At 65.6% G+C, this 21769-nt stretch carries 16 protein-coding genes; 7 read left to right on the top strand and 9 right to left on the bottom strand.

What is annotated here, in order from left to right; all coding sequences use genetic code 11:
- Positions 1–22: 22 nt before the first annotated feature.
- A complete protein-coding gene (locus ACMAUO_RS01040) occupies positions 23–553 on the bottom strand; it encodes a hypothetical protein (protein ID WP_420355154.1) in 531 nt (176 codons plus the stop codon).
- Between the two features lie 176 nt (positions 554–729).
- Complete coding sequence (locus tag ACMAUO_RS01035) at positions 730–1338, bottom strand: cytochrome b (protein ID WP_420357161.1); 609 nt, start codon at positions 1336–1338, stop codon at positions 730–732.
- 157 nt (positions 1339–1495) lie between these two features.
- Between ACMAUO_RS01035 and ACMAUO_RS01030 the strand changes: the two genes are divergently transcribed.
- From ACMAUO_RS01030 to ACMAUO_RS01015, 4 genes are all read left to right on the top strand, one after another.
- Complete coding sequence (locus ACMAUO_RS01030; protein ID WP_420355153.1) at positions 1496–2191, top strand: VIT1/CCC1 transporter family protein; 696 nt, start codon at positions 1496–1498, stop codon at positions 2189–2191.
- Positions 2192–2266: 75 nt separating this feature from the next.
- Positions 2267–2620 (top strand): ArsR/SmtB family transcription factor, encoded by a 354-nt coding sequence (locus ACMAUO_RS01025; RefSeq protein WP_420355152.1) that lies wholly within the window; start codon positions 2267–2269, stop codon positions 2618–2620.
- Positions 2617–3039: an arsenate reductase (glutaredoxin) gene (gene arsC, locus ACMAUO_RS01020; protein WP_420355151.1), complete on the top strand. Its 423-nt coding sequence runs from the start codon at positions 2617–2619 to the stop codon at positions 3037–3039. The genes ACMAUO_RS01025 and arsC overlap by 4 nt, the downstream gene beginning before the upstream one ends.
- Positions 3039–4334: an arsenic transporter gene (locus tag ACMAUO_RS01015; RefSeq protein ID WP_420355150.1), complete on the top strand. Its 1296-nt coding sequence runs from the start codon at positions 3039–3041 to the stop codon at positions 4332–4334. Before arsC ends, ACMAUO_RS01015 begins: the two co-directional genes overlap by 1 nt.
- A gap of 26 nt (positions 4335–4360) precedes the next feature.
- On the opposite strand, the gene ACMAUO_RS01010 is transcribed toward ACMAUO_RS01015, so the two are convergent.
- The 7 genes from ACMAUO_RS01010 to ACMAUO_RS00980 form a co-directional block, all read right to left on the bottom strand.
- Positions 4361–5287: a L,D-transpeptidase gene (locus tag ACMAUO_RS01010; RefSeq protein ID WP_420355149.1), complete on the bottom strand. Its 927-nt coding sequence runs from the start codon at positions 5285–5287 to the stop codon at positions 4361–4363.
- A 199-nt stretch (positions 5288–5486) separates the two neighbouring features.
- Entirely contained in the window at positions 5487–7904 is a 2418-nt protein-coding gene (locus ACMAUO_RS01005; protein WP_420355148.1) for an ABC transporter permease, read from the bottom strand.
- Between the two features lie 26 nt (positions 7905–7930).
- On the bottom strand, positions 7931–10342 hold the full coding sequence (locus ACMAUO_RS01000; protein ID WP_420355147.1) for an ABC transporter permease: 2412 nt from the start codon (positions 10340–10342) through the stop codon (positions 7931–7933).
- Positions 10342–11766 (bottom strand): TolC family outer membrane protein, encoded by a 1425-nt coding sequence (locus ACMAUO_RS00995; RefSeq protein WP_420355146.1) that lies wholly within the window; start codon positions 11764–11766, stop codon positions 10342–10344. The genes ACMAUO_RS01000 and ACMAUO_RS00995 overlap by 1 nt, the downstream gene beginning before the upstream one ends.
- 5 nt (positions 11767–11771) lie before the next feature.
- The gene (locus ACMAUO_RS00990) at positions 11772–14237 is read right to left on the bottom strand and encodes an ABC transporter permease (RefSeq protein ID WP_420355145.1); all 2466 of its coding nucleotides are present in this window, start codon (positions 14235–14237) and stop codon (positions 11772–11774) included.
- 12 nt (positions 14238–14249) lie between these two features.
- Complete coding sequence (locus tag ACMAUO_RS00985) at positions 14250–14933, bottom strand: ABC transporter ATP-binding protein (protein WP_420355144.1); 684 nt, start codon at positions 14931–14933, stop codon at positions 14250–14252.
- A gap of 34 nt (positions 14934–14967) precedes the next feature.
- Positions 14968–16290, bottom strand: a complete 1323-nt coding sequence (locus ACMAUO_RS00980) for an efflux RND transporter periplasmic adaptor subunit (protein WP_420355143.1) — start codon at positions 16288–16290, stop codon at positions 14968–14970.
- 194 nt (positions 16291–16484) lie between these two features.
- On the opposite strand from ACMAUO_RS00980, the gene ACMAUO_RS00975 reads away from it, so the two are divergent.
- The 3 genes from ACMAUO_RS00975 to ACMAUO_RS00965 all read left to right on the top strand — a co-directional run bounded on the left by ACMAUO_RS00975 (position 16485) and on the right by ACMAUO_RS00965 (position 21652).
- Complete coding sequence (locus tag ACMAUO_RS00975) at positions 16485–17687, top strand: sigma-54-dependent transcriptional regulator (RefSeq protein WP_420355142.1); 1203 nt, start codon at positions 16485–16487, stop codon at positions 17685–17687.
- A gap of 6 nt (positions 17688–17693) precedes the next feature.
- A complete protein-coding gene (locus tag ACMAUO_RS00970) occupies positions 17694–18896 on the top strand; it encodes a sensor histidine kinase (protein WP_420355141.1) in 1203 nt (400 codons plus the stop codon).
- Positions 18897–19246: 350 nt separating this feature from the next.
- On the top strand, positions 19247–21652 hold the full coding sequence (locus ACMAUO_RS00965) for an ABC transporter permease (protein ID WP_420355140.1): 2406 nt from the start codon (positions 19247–19249) through the stop codon (positions 21650–21652).
- The last annotated feature ends 117 nt before the right edge of the window (positions 21653–21769 follow it).

Raw genomic sequence — 21769 nt, 5'->3', positions numbered from 1 at the left:
TTCCAATCAGCCGCTCGGGCTCTCAGGGAACCGACTTCGCCGTTCCCATGGCGGCCAGGCACCGATCCCGCACCGCACGCAACCCGTCATCACGTACCCGCCGCAGAGCAGCACGGGTACGCCGGATATACCCCTTCAGATCCGGCACTTCATCATGCACGAACGGATGGGCGCAAACCCGCGCCGGGTCCAGCGCCGGCGTCTTCGGGTCCAGCAGCGGCAGAACCAGACGCGGCTTCTGCGGCAGCGCCAGGGCCAGCGCCGCCGAAACCGCAGCCCCGCTATCGGCATCCAGTCCCGGCCCCATCGCCGGCACCAGCGCCAGCCAGGCCGGATCCGCCGCCGCGATCCCGTCGGTCACGGTATCGAACGTATCGGCATCGTCCAGCGCGCCCAACGCCGCCCCCGCGCCATCCGTCTGGATCGCCGCCGCCACGCTGGCAGGTGTCGGCGCGCCCGAAGGCACCGGTTGGGCCGCCGACGCCGCCCAGGCCGGCGACAGCGCCAGCAAAGCCGGCAGGACAAGGCAAGGGAGCAATCCGGATTTTGTCATCACATGATCATGAGCGAAGCCGGACGCTTTGAAAAGCGAACGTTCTCGCCCTCACGGCCCCACGCCCTCCAGGTCCAGCCACCAGCGCCAGCCGACAGATTCATCGCGGAAATACCCGATATGCGCGATTGGTCCGCCGAAGCAGGTGACGCCTCAGCCTGGGATTCCCGACCGCCTCACTGACGGAGCGAGGAGCCCTGCGGCAGCATGCGTCCGAGCACTCTGTCCTTCAGGACGAACTGATGAAAAAGCGCCGCCATACCATGGCCTGACGCAAGACCCATGATCAGCCAGGCGTTCCAGTAATGCAGCGTGTGAAACCACGCCACGGTTTCCGCCGGGAACCGTGCGAAGGGGGATGGGATCAGGAGGCCGAAAAAACTCATCGTCTGCCCAGCACCCCATCGCCAGAGATAGCCCAGCAAGATTTCCGCCAGAAGCAGCACATAGAGCGTGTACTCCGCTCCAAGGGCGAATACCCGGTCCACAGGCAGGAGAAGGTCCGACAGATGCCGGCCTTTCGTCAGACGCCAGACAATGCGGCACGCCATGATCGCCGTCAGCAGGATACCGGCGGTCAGATGCGCGACGACCATCAGATGATGGACGGGCTTTGCCGGCCAGCTCCAGGTCTCGCCCACGGCGAACTGAAACAGCACCAGAAAGGCCGTCATCCAGTGAAGGACGATCGTCGGCCTGTCGTAGCGCTGCAGGCTGTCCGTGATGTCCGGCGTTGAATAAGGCATATGCGTCTCGGCGAAAAGGAACCCTGAATCTACTTCCATATCATGCTTACCTGACAGGATTCTGAACAGAACAGATTTTCCGAAAATATAAATAATATTGAAAATAACTCGCAATATCAGAATAAAATATCTGTTGTCGCGGCAAACGACGCATCTTAACCTTGATTTGTATTTATCAGAAGCAACAGGTCATCTTATGTCGCGTCTCCATCCTCTGGCCGAGCGCCATGCCGTCGAGAAACTCGGCTGGCTGCGTGCGGCCGTTCTCGGCGCCAATGACGGAACATTGTCGACCGGCAGCCTCATCGTCGGCGTTGCCAGCTCTCATGCGACACGCGGCAGCATTCTCGTCGCGGGACTGTCCGCGCTTGTCGCGGGCGCCCTGTCCATGGCGGCTGGCGAATATGTCTCGGTCAGTTCCCAGGCGGATTCCGAACACGCCGACATCGCCCGCGAGAAACAGGAACTGGCCACGGACTGGGACGGGGAAGTCACCGAACTGGCCGGGATCTATCAGAAAAGAGGACTGGACGAAGACCTCTCGCGCACGGTCGCCGTCGCCCTCATGAAGCATGATGCGCTGGGCGCGCATGCAAGGGATGAACTGGGACTGTCCGAAGCCACGGCGGCACGACCCATACAGGCGGCGCTCGCCTCGGCAACGGCCTTTTCGTCAGGCGCGGTGCTCCCCGTCATGGCGGCCGTCCTGACTCCCGTGGCATGGGTGTCCTGGGGCGTGTCCCTGACCTCGGTCGTGGTTCTCGCCATTCTGGGCGTCGTCGGTGCGATCGCCGGCGGTGCACCGCCCCTGCGCCCGGCGTTGCGGGTGACGTTCTGGGGTGTCGTGGCGATGATCGTGACGGGCGGGATCGGCCGCCTGTTCGGCGTGTGACGCGGCATTCCCCGCGACGGAACTCCCGCCCCGGGCCGACTTGACCGCACCCCACATATCCACAATCGTCGATTCATGGATACAGAATCTGCTCTCGCGGCCCTCAGCGCCCTGTCCCAGTCCACGCGACTGGAGGTCTTCCGCCTGCTGGTGCGCCACGAACCGGACGGGCTACCGGCCGGAGACGTCGCGCGCCATCTCGATGCCCCGCAGAACACGATCTCGACCCATCTAGCCACCCTGACCCGTGCCGGCCTGCTGACCGCACGGCGCCAAAGCCGCCTGATCATCTATCGTGCCTGTCTTCCACGCCTGCGCGACCTGATGCTCTTCCTCGTCAGGGATTGCTGCGCGGGTAGCCCTGAACTCTGCGCGCCCCTTGCCGCGACCCTGTCCTCCTGCTGCCCCCCCCCGGACTCCTGCTCATGACGATCACGATCTTCCACAATCCGGCCTGCGGCACGTCGCGCAACGTGCTGGAGCTGATCCGCAACAGCGGTGCGGAACCCCGGATCATCGAATATCTGAAAACGCCGCCAGGCCGCGCCGAACTGGTCGATCTGATCGACCGCATGGGGATTCCGGCCCGTGACCTGCTGCGGCGCAAGGGCACACCCTATGATGAACTCGGCCTCGATAATCCGCTCCTGACCGATGACGACCTGATCGACGCCATGATGGCGCGTCCGATCCTGATCAACCGGCCCATCGTCGTCACCCCGCTCGGCGCTGCGCTCTGCCGTCCGTCCGAAACGGTGCTGGATCTTCTTCCCTCCCCACAGCGCGGCGCATTCGCCAGGGAGAACGGCGAGAAGATCGTGGATGAGGCCGGAAAGCGGATCGTCTGATGCTGGCCCTTGTCATTTTCATTGCCACGCTGGTCTTCGTCATCTGGCAACCAAGGGGTCTCGGCATCGGCTGGAGCGCCATGGCTGGTGCCGCCGTGGCCCTGGCAACAGGCGTCATCCACTGGCACGACATCCCCGTCGTCTGGCACATCGTCTGGGACGCGACCTTTACCTTCATCGCGCTGATCGTCATCTCGCTGGTGCTTGACGAGGCCGGGTTCTTCCATTGGGCCGCCCTGCATGTGGTGCGCTGGGGCAAGGGCCGGGGCCGGACGCTGTTTCCCCTGACCGTGCTGCTGGGTGCCGCGATCGCGGCCGTGTTCGCCAATGACGGCGCGGCCCTGCTGCTGACGCCCATCGTCATCGCCATCCTCACACAACTCCGCCTGAGCCATGGCGCGGCGCTGGCCTTCATCATCGCGACCGGCTTCGTCGCGGATACGACCAGCCTGCCGCTGGTGATTTCCAACCTGGTGAATATCGTCAGCGCCAATTTCTTCGGCATTCCCTTTGACCGCTATGCCGCGATCATGGTTCCCGTCGATCTGGCGGCACTTGGCGCGACCCTTGCCGTCCTGTGGCTCTATTATCGACGGCAGGTGCCCCAGACCTACCCCGTCGCCGAACTGCCCGCGCCCGCCACGTCCATTCGTGACCGCCTTGTGTTCCGCGCGGCTTTTCCGCTACTGGCCCTGGTTCTGGCGGCCTATTTCCTGACCGCGCCGTTTCATATCCCGGTCTGTATCGTGGCCTGTCTTGCCGCCGCAATCCTGCTGCTTGTCGCCGGATGTGGCCGGGTCATTCCCATCGGCCGCGTGCTGCGCGGCGCCCCGTGGCAGATCGTGATCTTCTCGCTGGGCATGTATCTGGTGGTCTACGGGCTGCGCAATGCCGGACTGACCGATCATCTGGCAACCGCGCTGGTCTGGCTCGGCCATCAGGGAACCTTCACGGCCACCATCGGCACCGGCCTTATGGCTGCGGTCCTTTCCTCTATCATGAACAACATGCCCAGCGTTCTGATCGGCGCGCTGGCCATCGACCAGGCGCGCGACATCACGCCGCTGACCCGCGACCTGATGGTCTATGCCAACGTCATCGGTTGCGATCTCGGCCCCAAATTCACCCCGATTGGCAGTCTCGCCACGCTGCTATGGCTCCATGTGCTGGCGTCCAAGAACCATCGCGTCACATGGGGACAATACATGAAGGTCGGGCTGGCGATCACCCCGCCCGTCCTGCTGGTCACGCTTGCGGCGCTGGCCCTGTGGCTGCCCCGGATCAGCCATTCGTAATGCGCGAAGGAAGCAGGATCGCTCCCTCACGTCATCCCCTCACCGAGCGCGGAATCCACCACCACCAGCGCATCCCCCGCAATCGGCGAAGGTGTGCGGTCCCGAGGCAGCAACGCCCGAAAGCGGCCATCATAACTGGCCGCCTGTTCATATTGCGCATCCAGCAACCCATGCCGATCCATAAACCGGTTCAGCGCCGCCGGAATGCGCACGCACCCTTCCGAAGCCGGCCGCCCCAGCCGCGCTTCCAGAAAATCCGGGTCGGTCGCATGAATTTCCAGCCGGATCTGCCCCTGCTCCCGGTCCGCCCGCCAGCCCTTCACCGCCCATTGCCAGCCCATATCCCACACCCGCATGCCGCGCGCGCCCAACCCGCGAATACCATGCTCGTTGCGCGTGCCCTCGGCACGATAGCCCAGCCGATCAGGTGAATTGATGAACACGCCAGTCGGCGTCAGATAATAATATTTACGTCCGGCCTGGCCGGTCGAAACCCGGGTTCCTCCCAGCACCACCCACGCATCGTCATCCGGCAACGCCAGCACAAAGCAGACCCGCTGCACACGCGGATTGCGATCCACCACCATCAGCACCTGCGCACGGTCGATCGTGACCTTGGCCCGCGCCAGTTGCGCGCGGGCCAGCGCGATCCATCGGTCGGCATCCTTGCCCGACACCGTCTGAAAATGCGGAATCTCGCGCCGCATGGCCACCAGCAGATGCTGCGCCTCGGCCCTGGCGGCCGCGTCGTCGAGTGCCGGCAGGGGCGGAATATCAAGTGCTGGAGCAACCTGCTCAGGCAGCGCGCCCGTCGGCGCGGGCACGGCCGGAGGCCCCACCTCCTCGGGGAGCAGCGGCATCGGATCGGCCAACGCGGCCCCGGCCGCGAACAGGAGGAAAAACACCGCCAGGAAGCCGGCCCCGGAAACCGTCACCGGAAAAACTGTCCGCATGCTTTCCCTCTCCGACGCGGGCCGCCGGCACTGCGTGGGCGTTCCCGCCCCGCCAACACCCGCATCCCCCGATCTTGACGCCTGAAAAGTCCCGACGTTCCCCGCCCGATGGCCGGAGAATGGCGGGTCGATCCCCGGTGCCGCTCAGCCCTTTTGGATCATATCATGCGCCATCCCCATTTCCGGCATGCAACACCTCCTACCCTGCCCTCAGCGACGCAGCCGGCGGATTGGCCGCCGCCCTGGCGGACTGCCCGAGCACGGTCAGCAGCGCGATCAGCGCCGCCCCACCGGCCGCGATCACGAACGGCCACGGCGTCAGCGCGATCCGCTGGTCGAACCCCGACAGCCACTGGCTCATGAACAGCCACGCGACCGGCCAGGCGATCAGGTTCGCGATCATGACCGGGCGAAGAAACTGCCCCACCAGCAACATCAGGACCTGCCGACGATCCGCCCCCAGCACCTTGCGCACCCCGATCTCATGCCGGCGGCGCGACACGTTGAACGACGACAGGCCGAACAGGCCCAGACAGGCGATACCGATCGCAACAGCGGAGCCGATGCCGAACAACATGCCGTAATTCTGGTCGCTGCGAAAATCGTCGGCAAAAATATCGCTGACTTCCTGGGCCGAGAACGGAACATCCGGCGCGATGCCCGCCCAGGCCGACCGCAGCCGCGCCATTTCCTCGGCCTGCGACGCACCGTCATAGCGGACGATCACCACCGCATCCTCGAAGGATCCCGTCCGGCCCAGATACAGCAGCGGCTGCATCGCTTCATGAACGTCGCCGAAACGAATATCGTCGATCACCCCGATGATACGACAACAGGGTCGGTCAGCCTGATCCGGCCGCACAACCTGCCCCACCGCCGCCTGCGGCGACGCAAACCCGAACCGTTCCGCCGCCAGGCGCGAAATGACGACGTTGATATCCATCCCCTCATGCTGCGGATCGGCATGATAATCATTGCCCTGGTGCTCGTCGAACAGACGCCCCGCAACCAGCCTCGCCCCGATCGCCTCGAAATAGCCCGGAGCCACACGGCCCCAGTGAACGGGAACAAGGCGTGCATCACCCGGACGGCGAAAATTGTCGGCGCTGTTGACATGATGGGCATACATGTTCGATCGCGTGGCAATCCGCACCCCCGGCACCTCGGCCAGCCGGCGCATGATCTCCGCCTGCCGCGCCGTCAGGCTCGCATCCATCAGCGCATCGATGGCGATCACGCCATCCTTGCTGACGCCGCGATCGAGCGCCCGCACAAACGCCGCCTGATCGGTCATCACGATCGTGCAGACCGCCAGCACGATGGCAAACCCGAATTGCAGCACCACCAGCCCGCTGCGCAGCATGCTCTCGATCCGCCCGCCCGCCGGCATCCGGCTGGCCGCCAGCACCGCCACCGGACGGAAAGACGACAGCACCAGCGCGGGATAAATCCCGGCAACAACCCCCACCACCAGCACGATCAGCACCGACACCGGCAGCACGAAGCCCCACTCGAAGGCGACATTCCACCCGCCCAGCATGTTGACCCAGCGCAGCGACAGCTCCGTCAGCGCCAGCCCGACAAGCACCGACACCCCGACCAGCATGATCGCGTCACCCATGAAGCGCACGACCAGTGCCGCACGGGTCGCCCCCAGCACCTTGCGCATCGCGACCTCACGCGCCCGCAACCCCGACCGCGCGGTGGCCAGATTGACGTAATTCACGATCGCGGTCGCCAGCGCCGCCAACCCGACCAGCCCGAGGATATCGATCAGCCGCCGGCTGGCCCCTCCCTCGCCGATCGAGGCATTATGGAAATGCACCGCGCGCAGCGGCACCAGCACCAACCCGCCATCGCCATATGTAAAACGGACCAGGCTCTCCTTCCAGGTCCCGGGGTGCCGATACGGGTATCCGTGCAATCCGGCGGCGATGCGCGGTACTGCCGCGGCATCGTCAATCCGCAGCCACACATGCCCCCACTGGCTACCCCAGTTGTTGAAGGGCCATTCCTTCAGCCAGCTACTGGGAAAAACCGTAACAATCCTGAAATCGCTGGTCGCATTCGGCGGCGGATCCACCAGGATCGCCGAGACAACTTCCTCGTCACCGCTATTGTCGATCCGCATCCGCCGGCCGATCGCATGGACGGTGCCGAAATATTTCCGCGCCATGCTCGCCGACAGCACCACCTTGCCGGGTCCGTCGAGCGCCGTCGCCTTGTCTCCCTCCAGCAAAGGCAACGCAAACACGGACAGGAAATTCCTGTCGGTGAACGCCACCGTATCCCGCTCCAGCACCGCCCCCACCCGGACGGGCGCCGGCTTTTCGACCACGCGAACCGCCTGGCTGATTTCCGGAAAATCCTGCTCCATGAAAGGAACGGATACGAAACTCATATAACTCGCCTGATAAGGCGCCCGCCCGGCCGGCCGAAAATCATCATCGACCTGATAGATATGTGACGCATCGGGCACGTAGCGATCGTACCCATATTCGTAGCGCACGATCAGCATCATCGTCAGAAAGACCGCAACCCCCAGCCCCAACCCCAGCAGATTGATCGCGCCATAGAGCCCGTGCCGGGGCAGAATTCTGAAACCGGACGCAAACATCACTCGCCCTCCCGTATAGGCCGCCCCTACCCTGCCCTCAGCGATGCAGCCGGCGGATTGGCCGCCGCCCTGGCGGACTGCCCGAGCACGGTCAGCAGCGCGATCAGCGCCGCCCCACCAGCCGCGATCACGAACGGCCACGGCGTCAGCGCGATCCGCTGGTCGAACCCCGACAGCCACTGGCTCATGAACAGCCACGCGACCGGCCACGCGATCAGGTTCGCGATCATGACCGGGCGAAGAAACTGCCCCACCAGCAACATCAGGACCTGTCGACGATCCGCCCCCAGCACCTTGCGCACCCCGATCTCATGCTGGCGGCGCGACACATTGAACGACGACAGGCCGAACAGGCCCAGACAGGCGATACCGATCGCAACAGCGGAGCCGATGCCGAACAACATGCCGTAATTCTGGTCGCTGCGAAAATCGTCGGCAAAAATATCGCTGACTTCCTGGGCCGAGAACGGAACATCCGGCGCGATGCCCGCCCAGGCCGACCGCAGCCGCGCCATTTCCTCGGCCTGCGACGCACCGTCATAACGGATGATCGCGCCCGCCTCCTCGAACGGTCCCGAGCGGCCGAAATACAGCAACGGACGCATCGGCTCATGCGCGCGACCGAACCGGATATCGTCGATCACCCCGATGATACGATAGGTGCGCGCGCTCCAATCCTCTCGCAATTCCTGCCCCACCGCCGCCTGCGGCGACGCAAAGCCGAACCGTTCCGCCGTCAGGCGCGAAATGACGATGCTGGTGCTCGCTCCTTCCTGTTGGGCGGCACGATAATCATTGCCCTGATGCGCGTCGAACAGACGTCCCGCGACCAGCCTCGCCCCAACCGCCTCGAAATATCCGGGCGTGGCACAGCCCCACCAGACGGAGATCAGACGATCGCCCCCCGGACGGCGAAAACTATTGTTATCGTCGGTGTGGTGAGGATACATGTCCGATCGTGTAGCGATTCGTACCCCCGGCACCTCGCCCAGCCGGCTTACAATCTCCTCCTGCCGCGCCACCAGGCTGGCATCCGCCAGCGCATCGATGACGATCACACCCTCCTTGCTGACCCCGCGATCGAGCACGCGAACGAACGCCGCCTGATCGGTCATCACGATCGTGCAGACCGCCAGCACGATGGCAAACCCGAATTGCAGCACCACCAGCCCGCTGCGCAGCATGCTCTCGATCCGCCCGCCCGCCGGCATCCGGCTGGCCGCCAGCACCGCCGCCGGACGGAAAGACGACAGCACCAGCGCGGGATAAATCCCGGCAACAACCCCCACCACCAGCACGATCAGCACCGACACCGGCAGCACGAAGCCCCACTCGAAGGCGACATTCCATCCGCCCAGCATGTTGACCCAGCGCAGCGAGAGTTCCGTCAGCGCCAACCCAACGAGCACCGACACCCCGACCAGCATGATCGCATCGCCCATGAAGCGCGCGACCAGTGCCGCACGGGTCGCCCCCAGCACCTTGCGCATCGCGACCTCACGCGCCCGCAGCCCCGACCGCGCGGTGGCGAGATTGACGTAATTCACGATCGCGGTCGCCAGCGCCGCCAACCCGACCAGCCCGAGAATATCGATCAGCCGCTGGCTGGCCCCTCCCTCGCCGATCGACGCACTATGAAAATGCACCGCGCGCAGCGGCACCAGCGTCAAGCCGCCATCGCCATAACTGAAACGGATCTGGCTCTCCTTCCAGTTTCCGGGGTGCCGATACGGAAATCCGCGCAACCCGGCGGCGATGCGCGGCACGGCCCCGGCATCATCAATCCTTACCCACACATGCCCCCACTGGCTGCCCCAGTTGCGAAATGGCAGTTTATCCATCCACGAACTGGGAAAAACGGTGATGATCCTGAAGTCGCTGGTGGCATTCGGCGGCGGGTCGGCCACGACCGCCGACACCACATTATCATCGCCGCTATTGTCGATCCGCATCCGGCGGCCCACCGCATGGACGGTGCCGAAATACTTCCGCGCCATGCTCGCCGACAGCACCACCTTGCCGGGTCCATCAAGCGCCGTCGCCTTGTTTCCGTCCAGAAGCGGCAGCGCGAAGACGGCGAAAAAATTCCGGTCGGTCAATGTCACCACGTCGCGTCCCAGCACCTCCCCAGCCCTCACGGGCACCGGATTTTCGAAAACGCGAACCGCCTCGCTGATTTCGGGAAAATCCTGCTCCATGAAAGGAACAGGCACGAAACTGATATAGCTCGATTCGTAGGGCGCCCGCCCTGCCGGGCGAAAATCATCATCGACCTGATAGATATGCGACGCACCGGGCACGTAACTGTCATACCCGTATTCGTACCGCACGATCAGCATCATCGTCAGAAAGACGGCAACCCCCAGCCCCAACCCCAGCAGGTTGATCGCGCCATAGAGCCCATGCCGGGGCAGAACTCTGAAACCGGACGCCAACATCACTCGCCCTCCCCTTTACGCCCTCTCTGCCAGCCCACCCGGTCAAGGGCGGCAATCGGTGTCTGGAGCGGCTCCCACCCGCGCGTCCGCGCGCGCTGCAATGCGGCCGCGTTGTCGTAATGCCGGGCGCCGGGCAACAGGTCGCGGGCCTGCAACCGCCCGATCGAGGCCAGCAGCTTCGCTTCGGCCACGATCGTGTCATGGTGGCTGGTCGCCAGATCCACCTGCGCGGCCCGCAGGTTCTGGTCGGCGTACAGCACGTCGGTCGTGCTGCGCAGCCCATAGCCATATTCGATCTGATAGCCCTTCAGCGTCGTTTCGCCCGACCGCACCTCGGCGGTACCGGCCTGGATCGCCTGCAAGCCGTTCTCGACCGCCCGCCAGTTGGTCACCACATCCTGCAACGCCGTCCGCCGGGCCTGCTCCAGATTCTGCCGCGCCTGCTCGTCCTTGTCGCGCGCCTGCCGGATCTGCGAGTTATACAGGTCGCCATTATAAAGCGGCTGCACCAGCGACACCGTGCCGCTGACCTGCTCCGAATATTCATGCCCCCGGAACGGCGCCGCCGGCCCCACGGTGCCGATCAGCCCCTGCACCTGGATCTGCGGCCCCCATTGCGACCGCGCGGTATCGATATCCGCCTCGGTCGCCGCTTTCATCTCGCGCGTCTGCGCCAGTTGCGGATTGGCGGCGATCGCCTGCCGCACCGCCTGCTCGATCGAGGGCGGCAATCCCGGCAACCCGTCCGGCATGGTCAGTTGCGCCGGCATGACCCCGATAACGGCCCGGAAATTCGCCTCCGACGCCGCCAGCGTCGCCCGCGCCTGCGTCAGGGCCACTTCGGCCGAACGGCGCCGCGTCTCGGCCTGCTCCACATCGGTGCGCGTCACCTGCTCGCCCGGCGCGCCGCCCAGATTGTAGCGCGAGGTGATCAGCCGCACCTGCCGCACCAGCATCTCCAGGTCGGCCACCCGCACGTCCAGCACGTACCGGTCGCGCAGCACATCCATGTAGGCACTGATCGCGGCGGTGAAGACCTGCGATTCCGTCAGGCGCAAATTTTCACCCTCGGCGCGTGACCGCGCATCCGCCGCCCGCACCTGGTTGGCGACATGGCCGAAGGAATAAAGCGTCTGCTTGGCCGCCACATAGCCTTCCGCGTAATTCGACGTGAAGGTGCCCAGCGCGAAGGCGCTGGTATAGGGCCCCTGCTGATAGTTCGCGTCCATGTTGACCGACACGGTCGGCCGCCAGCCGCTGCGCGCCTGCGCCGAATTCTCGGTCACGGCACGCTGGTTCGCCTGCTCGCCCAGCAGGGTCGGATTACCGCGATAGGCCATCGCCAATGAGTCCTGAAGCGTCTGCGCGGCAGCAGGCGACGCGACGACAAACGCAAGAGCGAGCGTCGCTGAGAAAACACGCATGCCGATCACTCCGCCCGCAAGGCCCGCGCCGGCTCGGCGCGCGCAAGATGAAAGGTCTGTCCAAGGACGGTGAGAATGGCGATGCCGAAAGCCCCGGCCACCGCGATCAGGAAATGGGCCGGCGTCAGCGCGATCCGTTCGTCGAACCCCGCCAGCCAGCGCCGCATGACCACCCACGCGATCGGGCAGGCCAGCAGGCACGCCACCACCACGGGCCGCAGGAAATCCCCCAGCAGCAACGCCACGATCTGCCGCCCCGAAGCCCCCAGCGCCTTGCGGATGCCGATCTCATGCACCCTCCGCGCGGCCGCAAAGGCCGCCAGCCCATATAACCCCATGCAGGCAATCAGCAGCGCCGCCGCGGCCCCCAGCGTAAAGATCCGCCCCCGTCGTTCGTCACCGCTGTAATAGGCCGCCATCCGCGCATCGACGGCCGAAAAATCGCTGGAAACATTGGGAAGAATGCCTGCCCACGCGCGATTCAGCCGCCGCGCCACGTCGGCTTCCCCGATCCCCTGGAACCGGACCGCGGGAATGGGGTCGCTGAATGGCTGCTTCGCAAGCGTGTCGAAGAAGATAATCTCCGGATAGATGGCCTGACGGGGCGATTCGAAGCGCACATCGTCGATCACGCCGACGATTCTGGCCGTCACCCCGCCACTTCCGATGATTTTGCCGATCGCCTGGTCCGGCGAGGCAAAGCCGAACCGCGACACGGCCCCTGCGTTGACAACGATGCTGGCCGTACGGGTCCGCATTTCCTCGCGCGACGGCACATCGTCCTGCCCGCGGGCAGCATCGAACCAGCGCCCGGCCAGCAGGCGCGGCCGATAGACTTCGAAATAGCCGACACCCACCGTATCCTGCAGCAGATAGACGTGTACCGGCCCGGCCGGCCCGTCAAAACTGTATGTCCCAAAGTTCTTCGTGTCCGGACGCGGCGCCAGTTCGCCGAAACCGGCCGTCACCACGCCCGGCACGGCACGCAGCGCATCCAGCATCCTGCGCTGGGCGGCCAGATCGCTGCCCGGCATCGCAGACCCGATCAGCAACCCGGAGCGCACATAACCCGGATCGGCGGTGCGCATGAATGCCGTCTGATGGTTGATCACCAGCATGCAGATCACGATCGTGATCGCGATGCCGAATTGCCCCGTCACCAGCGCATCGCGCAGCCGCGCCGCCCGCCGCCCGCCCGACGGCATCCGGGCGGCCGCCAGCACGGCGGCCGGGCGATAGCCCGACAGGACCATCGAAGGATAGAGTCCGCTGGCAAACCCGCAGACCAGCACGATCAATGGCAGAACCACGCCGACCAGCCCGTAGCGCACCACAAGCTCTTCCCCCGTCAGGCTCGCGACCTCGGGCACCAGAAGCTCGCACAGCGCCAGGCCAAGCACGCCGGCAATGGCGGCGACCAGGATCGCCTCCCCCATGAACTGCACGAACAACATCCTCCGCGAGGCGCCAAGCGTCTTGCGGATCGCCACCTCCCGAGCCCGCAGATCTGCCCGCGCCGTGGCCAGATTGACCGCGTTGGCGCAGGCAAGCGCCAGTGCCAGCAAACCCATCAGCCCGATACTGTTGATCACGGTACGATCCACCCCGTCTTCGGCATACAGGATGTGGAAATCACGAAACCGTGCCTCCTCCAGCTTCGCCAGTGACAACCCGTAGACCTTCTCGGGATGCATGCCGAACGCCGTGGGATCGCTCTCCGCTCCCGCCGCATGGCGAATGACGAAATCGCGCAGCCGCGCGCTCACCGCATCGATGTCCCCCGGCCTGCGAAACCTGAGATAGATCCTGCCGCAATCACTCGCCCAGCTCCGGAAGCAGAACCGGGTCGCCATGTCCTCCGAGGAAAACGGCTCCAGCATCTCGATGTCGGAGAGAAAATCCGGAGTCGTCCGGCGTGCCAGCACCCCCGTCACGGTATGCGTCACCGTCACCCCGGCACGGTTGATCGCCACCGTCCGCCCCATCGCCTCGGTCGTCCCGAACAGCCGGATCGCGGCATGCTCCGACAGTACCAGCCCATCCGGCCGCGCCAGCGCCTGCTCCGCCACCCCGTGCGACAGCTTCAGCCCGAAGACGCTGAAGAATGCAGGATCGGTCAGGCCGCCGGCGAACGAGGTGAAAACCCCGTCCCGCTCCGTCTGCAAGTCGGTGTTCTCGAAGCGGATTCCCGCTTCGATCTCGGGAAAATCCTCGCGCAGGAACGGCAGGGCGCGGAACGTACTGCCCGCGAACTCGGCCGTCGGGGTGCCGGGCATCGTCCAATGGGTATCCACCCGCGCCAGCCTTCCCACATCCGGCAACGCGGCGTTGAAACTGTATTCATACCGCACCAATAGGGTCAGCGTCAGGAACACGCCTATCCCCAGCGCAAGCCCGAACACATTGAGCCCGACATAGAGCGGATGCCGCCGCATCTGGCGCAGGACGCTTTTCAGGATGGTCGTGAACATCGCTGCAATTCCCTAGATGGCGTTGCGCACCGAGATCACGATCTGCCCGTCCAGCATGTCCACGCGGCGCTTCGCCAGGTCGGCATGGCTGGGCGAATGGGTCACCATCACGATGGTCGCCCCCTCGTCATTCAGGCGCTGGAGAATATCCATCACCTGCGCGCCGTTTTCGGTATCGAGGTTACCGGTCGGTTCGTCCGCCAGGATCAGGCGCGGCTCGCCGACGATGGCGCGGGCAATCGCCGCGCGCTGCTGCTGGCCGCCCGAAAGCTGCGACGGATAATGGCGCGCCCGATGGGCAATCCCCACATGGTCCATGGCATGCGCCACCCGCCGCCGCCGCTCGGCCTTCAGCATCCGGCGATAGATCAGCGCCAGTTCGATATTCTCCTCGATCGTCAGCTCGTCGATCAGATTGAAACTCTGGAAGACATAACCCAGGTTTTCACGCCGGAACGCCGCCAGCGCCGCCTCGCCCAGTTCCGTCAGTTCCTGTCCGCCGAAGGAATAGGAGCCCCCCGTCGGCCGGTCGATGGTGCCGAGAATGTTCAGCAGCGTGGACTTGCCGCAGCCCGAAGGGCCCATGATGGCGACGAATTCACCCGCCTCGATGCCAAGCTCGATATCGAGCAGCGCCGTCGTCTCCACCTCGTCGGAGCGGTAGAGGCGCTGGATGTGGGAAAGGGAGATCAGCATGTCCGTTGCATTCCGTTCGTTCGGTGGCCGTTGGTCAGTGAATCGAAAGATGATTGAAATTTTTGTAGGAATTATAGGACGAGACGATCACGCGATCCCCCGCGTGCAGCCCGCCCGTAATTTCCACCTGTTCGGGATTGCGCCGCCCGGACGTAATCGTCGCCCGGTCGGCACCATGCCCGTCCGAAGTCATGACAAAGGCCGCCGACCCGCCGCCGGCTTCCAGCCAGGCACCATTGGGCAGCACCAGCGCCGGATGCGTCTCGCCCAGCGTAATGCGCACATCCACGCTCTCGCCCCGGCGCAGCCCGGCCGCCATCGCCCCGTCGAAGGTCAGTTCGGCGCGGAACTGGCCGTTCGTCACCTGCGGATGCACGCGCGCCACCGTCATCGCCACTTTGGCGTCGCCGATCTCGGCATCCGCCCGCTGCCCGACCGAGACCCGGCCGAGATAGAATTCGTCGATATCGGCATCGAGGCGATACTGCCCCTCGCTGTCGATCTGCCCGATCCGGTCGCCCGCCTTCAGCGACTGCCCAGGCTGAAGGTCGAAATTCGTCAGCCGCCCCGCCACCGGCGCACGCAGCACCAGCGCGTTCAGACTGTCTTCGACCACTTCCAGATTGCTGCGCAGCCGCTGCGCCTCACGGTCGATCTCGTCGCTCTGCCGGGCCGCGACCGCCAGATCCTGCGTCCGCGCCGCGTCCAGCCGGGCCACACGGTTCGCGTCATACTCGGCCTCGTCGCGATAGCTTTGCAGATTGGCGTCGGATTCGAACCCCTGCCCGTGTAGCTGTTCGTGAATTTCCAGTTCCCGCCGGGCCTTCAGCAGATTGTAGCGCGCCTCGCCAAGCTGGCTTTCCTCGCTGGTCCGCGTCTGCTGCAACGCCAGCCGTTGCGCGCTGACCGCGCCCAACTGGCTGGCGATCTGCGCCTCGCGTGACGTGACATCCAGCTGAAGCTGCGGGTTGGTCAGCCGCACGAGAATATCGTCCCTGGCCACCAGCGCGCCGTCCCGCGCCACCACCTCCGACACCTCGCCGCCCTGCACCGCGCCCACATAGGTCACGTGCAGCGGCGCCACGCTGGCGCGAACGGGAAGATAATCGAGAAACGGCGCCGAGCGGACGGTCTCGATCGTCAACTGGTCATTGCGCACCGACAGCGTGCCGGAGGCCGGCACCATCCGCCACATCACCACACCGGCCACCACCACGGCCACCGCCGCCCCCCAACGCACCGCCCGCCGCACCAGCACATGGTGACGCGGGCGGCGCACCGCCCGATCCATCCCCCCACCGGAGATCGGACGTGTCGGCGACGGCACGGCGTCGGGTGATGAAATCGGTCGGTCCATGCTCTGTTTCCCTCGTTCGCAAACAGTGTATGGTACCCGAACGGATTTTTATCCCATTGTAAGAAAAGGATGTTTTCCGGATCATCCCCTCCCCCTGTCCGCCAGCGGACAAACTGTCCGAAACCGGACAGCCGGGCGGGCCTGTCAAGGCGAATATCCGGACGACCGCGCAACGAATCGGGAGCAACCACGCCATGACGGACCCGGCCAACCAGCCAACGGTCCTCTTCGTCGACGACGATGCCGACATCCAGTCCGCCGCGCGGTTGCTGCTGACGCGGCGCGGCTTTCGCGTGCTCGCGGCCCACGACGCGGCGGAGGCCCTGACCCGCGTCGCCGCCGACCCGATCGACCTGATGCTGCTGGACCTGAACTACGCGCCGGGCGCCACCACGGGGACGGAAGGGCTGGCGCTGCTGCGCGACCTGCACGCGCTGCGCCCCGCCCTGCCGGTCATCGTCGTCACGGGCCATAGCGGGGTGGCCATCGCCGTCGCCGCCATGCGCGAGGGCGCCACCGATTTCGTCATGAAGCCGTGGCATAACGAACGGCTGGTCACCCTGCTGCACGACACGCTGGACCGCCTGCGGCGCGAAGCCGGACCAACCGAGCCGAAAACCGAAGACGGCGAACCGGTCCTGATCGCGGTCTCCGGCCCGACACGCGCCGCCATCGCACTCGCCGACCGCATCGCGCCCACCCGCGCGCACATGCTGCTGTCCGGCCCGCCGGGCAGCGGCAAGACCCTGCTGGCCCGCCGCATCCATGCGCGCTCGGGCGACACCGCGCCACCGGTGATACTCGACGCGGAGGGCCTGTCCGCCCTGCCCCCCGGACGCGGTACCTGGATCCTGCGCGGGATCGAATCCCTGCCGCCCCCGCTCCAGCGCGCCCTGGCCGACCGGCTGGACGGCACTGCCCCGCCCCGCATCCTGGCCCTGTCCTCCCTGGGGGCGGAGGACCTTGCCGCCCGCCTGCCGCCACGCCTATGGCTGCCCCTCGACGCGGTGCGCGTCACGCTGCCTCCCCTGGCCAGCCGGCTGGATGACATTCCCGCACTTGCCGCGCATTTTCTGCATTATTTCGCCATCCGCCACGGCCTGGCCGAACCCACGCTGGACACGGCATCCCTCGATGCCCTCCGCCTGCGCCCCTGGCCGCAGAACGTCCGCGAACTGCGCGCGGCGATGGAGCGGATGGTGGTCCTGGGCGACGCAACCGCCCCCCAGCCCGGCGACAGCGCGCACGCGCAGAACGCCCCCACGCTGGCCCAGTCCGAACAGGCGCTGATTGAGGCCGCGCTGCGCCGCCACGGGTTCAACGTCTCGCATGCGGCGCGCGACCTCGGGCTCACCCGTCCCGCCCTGTACCGCCGCATGGCACGCTACGGCCTGTAACCTGCAATGCGCGCCATCCGCAGCTTCGCAGTCTGCATCGTCCTGGTCGCGGGCGCCTGCCTGCTGGCGCCGCGCGCGCTGGCGGCGGGCCTCTATGCCACCACGACCCTGCTGGCCCTGGCCGCACTGGCGGCAACGCTGGTCCACATCGCCCTGCTGGCCGGCCTGGCCCGGCGGCCGGTGCGGGTGGAAAGCTCCATCGTCCGCCCGTCGGACCGCGAGCGGCTGCGCAACCGCGCCCTGCTGGATCATGCCCCGATCCCCCTGCTCTACCGCACGGGCGACGGTGCCTTCCACGCCGCCAACCGCGCCGCCCGGCGCCTGTTCGCCACCGAGGACCGCCTGCCCGCCGAAACGGCCGCCCTGCTGGGCACCCCGTCGCCGGAACGCCGCGTCGTACGCATTCCCACCATGCAGGACGCACCACCGCGCACCTTTGCCCTCGCCGTCGCGCAGGGCAGCGGTTCGGGCGGTGTCACGCATTTCCTGGCCCTGACCGACATCGAGGCGGAACTGAACGCCGCCGACGCCCGCACCCTGCGCGACCTGCTCCAGATCCTCGGCCACGAAATCATGAATTCGCTCACCCCGATCATTTCCCTGGCCGAAACGGCCCACGAACTGGCCGAACCCCCGCTGGACCCGGCGGCGGCGGAGATGATCCGCGAGGCCCTGGGCACCATCCTGCGCCGCACGCGCGGGCTCGACCGCTTCGTGCAGGGCTATCGCGATCTCGCACGCCTGCCGCCGCCCGACCCACGCCCGACCAACCTGCACGACCTGCTGCGCGGACTGGCCGCGTTGTTCGGTGCCCGCTGGGGCCACCGCGTCCATCTGGAAACCACCATGCCGCCCCGCCGCGTCATCGTACGTCTCGACGTGGCGCAGATGGAGCAGGCATTGCTGAACCTTCTCAACAACGCAGCGGAAGCGGCGCTGGCCGCCACCGATCCCGCCGGCCCCACCGTCTGGCTGCAGGGCCACGCCACATCGACCGGCATGGTCATCGCCGTCCGCGACAATGGCGCCGGCATCGAAGACGCCTATCGCGACGCGGTCTTCCGCCCGTTCTTCTCGCTGAAACCCAACGGCAGCGGCATCGGCCTCAGCCTCGCCCGCCAGATCGCCCTGGCCCACGGCGGCTCCCTCACCCTGGAACCCCGCAGGCCCGACACGCCATGGCGCACCGCGTTCGTGCTCAGCCTGTAGAACCTGGCTGCGGCATCGCGGCTCGCCAGTCGTTACGATTCCGCAAAAACAAGGATTGACAGCCGAACCGGGCCGTCCGTTTCCGGACATCGCGACCGAAACCGGACACGACACCGAATTACCTTGAGAAACATAATTTTCTTCAACAAGATAAAAACGATCGAACATACCCTACACTGTTTTCCAGTGAGGAAGACAGATGATGGACAGACCCGCTCCCCCGCCCGCCATAGCACCCTCGTCCGGCCCCAGGATGCCCGGTGCCGTCATGGATCGCACCAGACCCATGCGTGACGTCGTCTCCATGCTCAACGCGATCTGACGCATCCCCGTTCAGGAAAGTGTCGAACATGCTCTCGGATTTCTGGCGCCTGGTCACACGCCATCGCCTCTACACGATCCTGAACGTGGCGGGCCTCGCGCTGGGCATCGCAACATTCCTGACCCTGTCTCTGGTCGCCCGCTACGAACTCGGCTGGGAGCGGTGGTACCCCGGTGCGGCGTCGATCTACCAGCTTCAGGCCGACCTGAAGCTCAACGGGAACGTGATGCACGCGGAATCCCTCACCCCCCTGCTGTTGCCGGGCGTTACGGCGCGCATGCCCGGTCTTGTCGCCACCCGGCTGGAAAGCGCAAAGGCCCTGGTCTCCGTGGGAAAGTCGGCTGCCGCGCGGGAAGAAATCATCAGTTTCGCCGATCCGTCCTTTTTTGATGTGTTCCGCCTGAAGTTCCGGGAAGGACAAGGAAGAGAGGCGCTTCGCGGCCCGTCGGACATCGCTCTGTCCGATGAAATGGCACGCAGATATTTTGGCGATGCATCGCCCATGGGAAAGACCCTGACTATCCGCCGCGAAGGACATGCCCGCGATTATGTCGTGACCGGCGTGCTGGCGCCGCATCCCGTCAACACGAAAATCCAGACCGGTCTCGTGGCCCCCCTGCCTGACGTCGCGGCGGAGCGCCCATGTGCGGAACAATGGGGTTATTTCTGCTCGGAAACATATGTAACTCTGCCGCACCCCGGGGATCTCGCCTCTTTCACGGCGCTGGCGCATGCTGTTTTCGCAACATCGCCGCATGCACAGCGAAACGACGGGGCGATGGGCAAGTCGATGACATTTACGCCCATTCCCCTGACGGCAACGCATTTCGGGCATGACGGCATCGCGAATGACGGATCGAGCCGTGGCGCCATGACCGCGCTTGCGATCATCGGCATTCTGGCGCTCATCGCGGCCGGCCTGAATTATATCAATCTCGCCACGGCGCAGGCGCTTGGGCGCGCGCGCGAGATCGCCATCCGCAAGGTCCTCGGGGCATCACGATACCGGCTGATCGCACGCTTTTTCGGCGAGGCACTGGCGCTGGCCTTTATCGCCGGCCTGCTCGGGCTTGCCCTGACCGAACTCGTCGTTCCGTTCGTTGTCGCGCTGTCCGGCTGGCCGATCGACGTGGATTACCGCGAGAGCCTACCGATCCTGCTGGGCGCTGTCCTGTTTCTCGGCATGGCGGCAGGCAGCTACCCGGCTTTCCTGCTCTCGTCCTTCACACCGGCGCCTGTGCTGGCGGCTTCGCGCCTCCCTGCCCAGGGTCGCTTCGGTTCGCGGCTGCGCATGGTCCTCTTCGGCATCCAGTTCGCCTTCGCGACGACGATCGGAATCTGCACGCTGGTGGTCAATGCGCAGGCCCTCCATCTGCGGAACATTCCCCGGGGGATGGAGGTCCGCGACCTGCTCCTGCTCTCGACGGACCGGCACGATGAGATCGATGATCGTACGCCGGAAATCCTGGATCGCCTCCGCGCAATGCCGGGTATGCGGGCGGCGAGTGCATCCGCCGGCTGGCTCGACGGTGCGCATGATGTTCAGAGCATCTTCCCCACAGCAAAGCCCGACGCTGCCTTCATGAGCATAACGGCTCGGATAGACGCCGATTTTTTCCAGACCTACGGCATCCCCCTCCTGGCCGGGCGTCTGCCGGACCCCAGGCGCGGTGACGATGTCGAGCGTGCCGATCGTCACCAGCCTGCCCGCAACGTCGTGCTCAATCTGGTTGCCGCCCGCAAGCTCGGCTTTTCGGATCCCGCCTCCGCGATTGGAAAGACATTCAATGCCGACGGTATCAAAACCATCATCGGCGTTGTCGTCGACGTCACGGATATGAACGGACATTTCGCGCCGTCACCGACCGCGTATGCCCTGCAAGGGGGCCATTTCAGCGGCATTGTCATCGCCATGCGCACCGCGCCCGGTGCGCTCCCGGCCGTTCTCTCGCAACTGCGTTCCGGGTGGCCGCAACTCGTGCCGGGCCTGCCGTTCGCGCCCTCGACCATGACGTCCATGATCGAAAATGCGACACGGGAGGACGTCGCGCGCGGCAAGCTCTTCACGCTCGGCGCGGGAGTCACGATCGCCATCGCCTGCCTCGGCCTGTATGGGCTGGCGGCATTCAATGCCGAGCGGCGCATGCATGAGATCGGTATCCGAAAGACCCTCGGCGCAACGGCGGGCCAGGTCCTGCGCCTGATGCTGTTCGTGTTCCTGCGCCCGGTCCTCTATGCCAGCCTCGTTGCCTGGCCGTTGGCCTGGCTGTTCATGCGCAACTGGCTCTCCGGCTTCGAAAACCGGATCGCCCTTACGCCCCTGTATTTCATCCTGACCACGTTGCTGGCTGGGATCCTGTGCGCGCTGACAGTCCTCGGCCGCTCCCTCGCTCTTGCCCGCGCCGAGCCGGCCCGCGCCCTGCGTGCGGAGTAACAACCAGGCCCATCGCCGCTGAAGCAGGGGGAACCTCTTCATAGACGGGCCTCCGAAGGCTATGGAACAACGCATGACATGCGAAATGCGTCCCTCCAGTACGATCCGCCACGGGCA

The organism is Gluconacetobacter brunescens, from assembly GCF_048695475.1.
GTDB lineage: Bacteria > Pseudomonadota > Alphaproteobacteria > Acetobacterales > Acetobacteraceae > Gluconacetobacter.
This window is presented reverse-complemented; position numbering and strand designations above follow the sequence as displayed.

Excerpts from the sequence above, each read along its gene's own strand:
- ACMAUO_RS01000 (WP_420355147.1), bottom strand. The coding sequence starts at position 10,342 with ATGTTGGCGTCCGGTTTCAGAGTTCTGCCCCGGCATGGGCTCTATGGC.
- ACMAUO_RS01035 (WP_420357161.1), bottom strand. The coding sequence starts at position 1,338 with ATGGAAGTAGATTCAGGGTTCCTTTTCGCCGAGACGCATATGCCTTAT.
- ACMAUO_RS00985 (WP_420355144.1), bottom strand. The coding sequence starts at position 14,933 with ATGCTGATCTCCCTTTCCCACATCCAGCGCCTCTACCGCTCCGACGAG.
- ACMAUO_RS00990 (WP_420355145.1), bottom strand. The coding sequence starts at position 14,237 with ATGTTCACGACCATCCTGAAAAGCGTCCTGCGCCAGATGCGGCGGCAT.
- ACMAUO_RS00975 (WP_420355142.1), top strand. The coding sequence starts at position 16,485 with ATGACGGACCCGGCCAACCAGCCAACGGTCCTCTTCGTCGACGACGAT.
- ACMAUO_RS00965 (WP_420355140.1), top strand. The coding sequence starts at position 19,247 with ATGCTCTCGGATTTCTGGCGCCTGGTCACACGCCATCGCCTCTACACG.
- ACMAUO_RS01005 (WP_420355148.1), bottom strand. The coding sequence starts at position 7,904 with ATGTTTGCGTCCGGTTTCAGAATTCTGCCCCGGCACGGGCTCTATGGC.
- ACMAUO_RS01030 (WP_420355153.1), top strand. The coding sequence starts at position 1,496 with ATGTCGCGTCTCCATCCTCTGGCCGAGCGCCATGCCGTCGAGAAACTC.
- ACMAUO_RS00980 (WP_420355143.1), bottom strand. The coding sequence starts at position 16,290 with ATGGACCGACCGATTTCATCACCCGACGCCGTGCCGTCGCCGACACGT.
- ACMAUO_RS00995 (WP_420355146.1), bottom strand. The coding sequence starts at position 11,766 with ATGCGTGTTTTCTCAGCGACGCTCGCTCTTGCGTTTGTCGTCGCGTCG.
- ACMAUO_RS01040 (WP_420355154.1), bottom strand. The coding sequence starts at position 553 with ATGACAAAATCCGGATTGCTCCCTTGCCTTGTCCTGCCGGCTTTGCTG.
- ACMAUO_RS01015 (WP_420355150.1), top strand. The coding sequence starts at position 3,039 with ATGCTGGCCCTTGTCATTTTCATTGCCACGCTGGTCTTCGTCATCTGG.
- ACMAUO_RS00970 (WP_420355141.1), top strand. The coding sequence starts at position 17,694 with ATGCGCGCCATCCGCAGCTTCGCAGTCTGCATCGTCCTGGTCGCGGGC.
- ACMAUO_RS01025 (WP_420355152.1), top strand. The coding sequence starts at position 2,267 with ATGGATACAGAATCTGCTCTCGCGGCCCTCAGCGCCCTGTCCCAGTCC.
- arsC (WP_420355151.1), top strand. The coding sequence starts at position 2,617 with ATGACGATCACGATCTTCCACAATCCGGCCTGCGGCACGTCGCGCAAC.
- ACMAUO_RS01010 (WP_420355149.1), bottom strand. The coding sequence starts at position 5,287 with ATGCGGACAGTTTTTCCGGTGACGGTTTCCGGGGCCGGCTTCCTGGCG.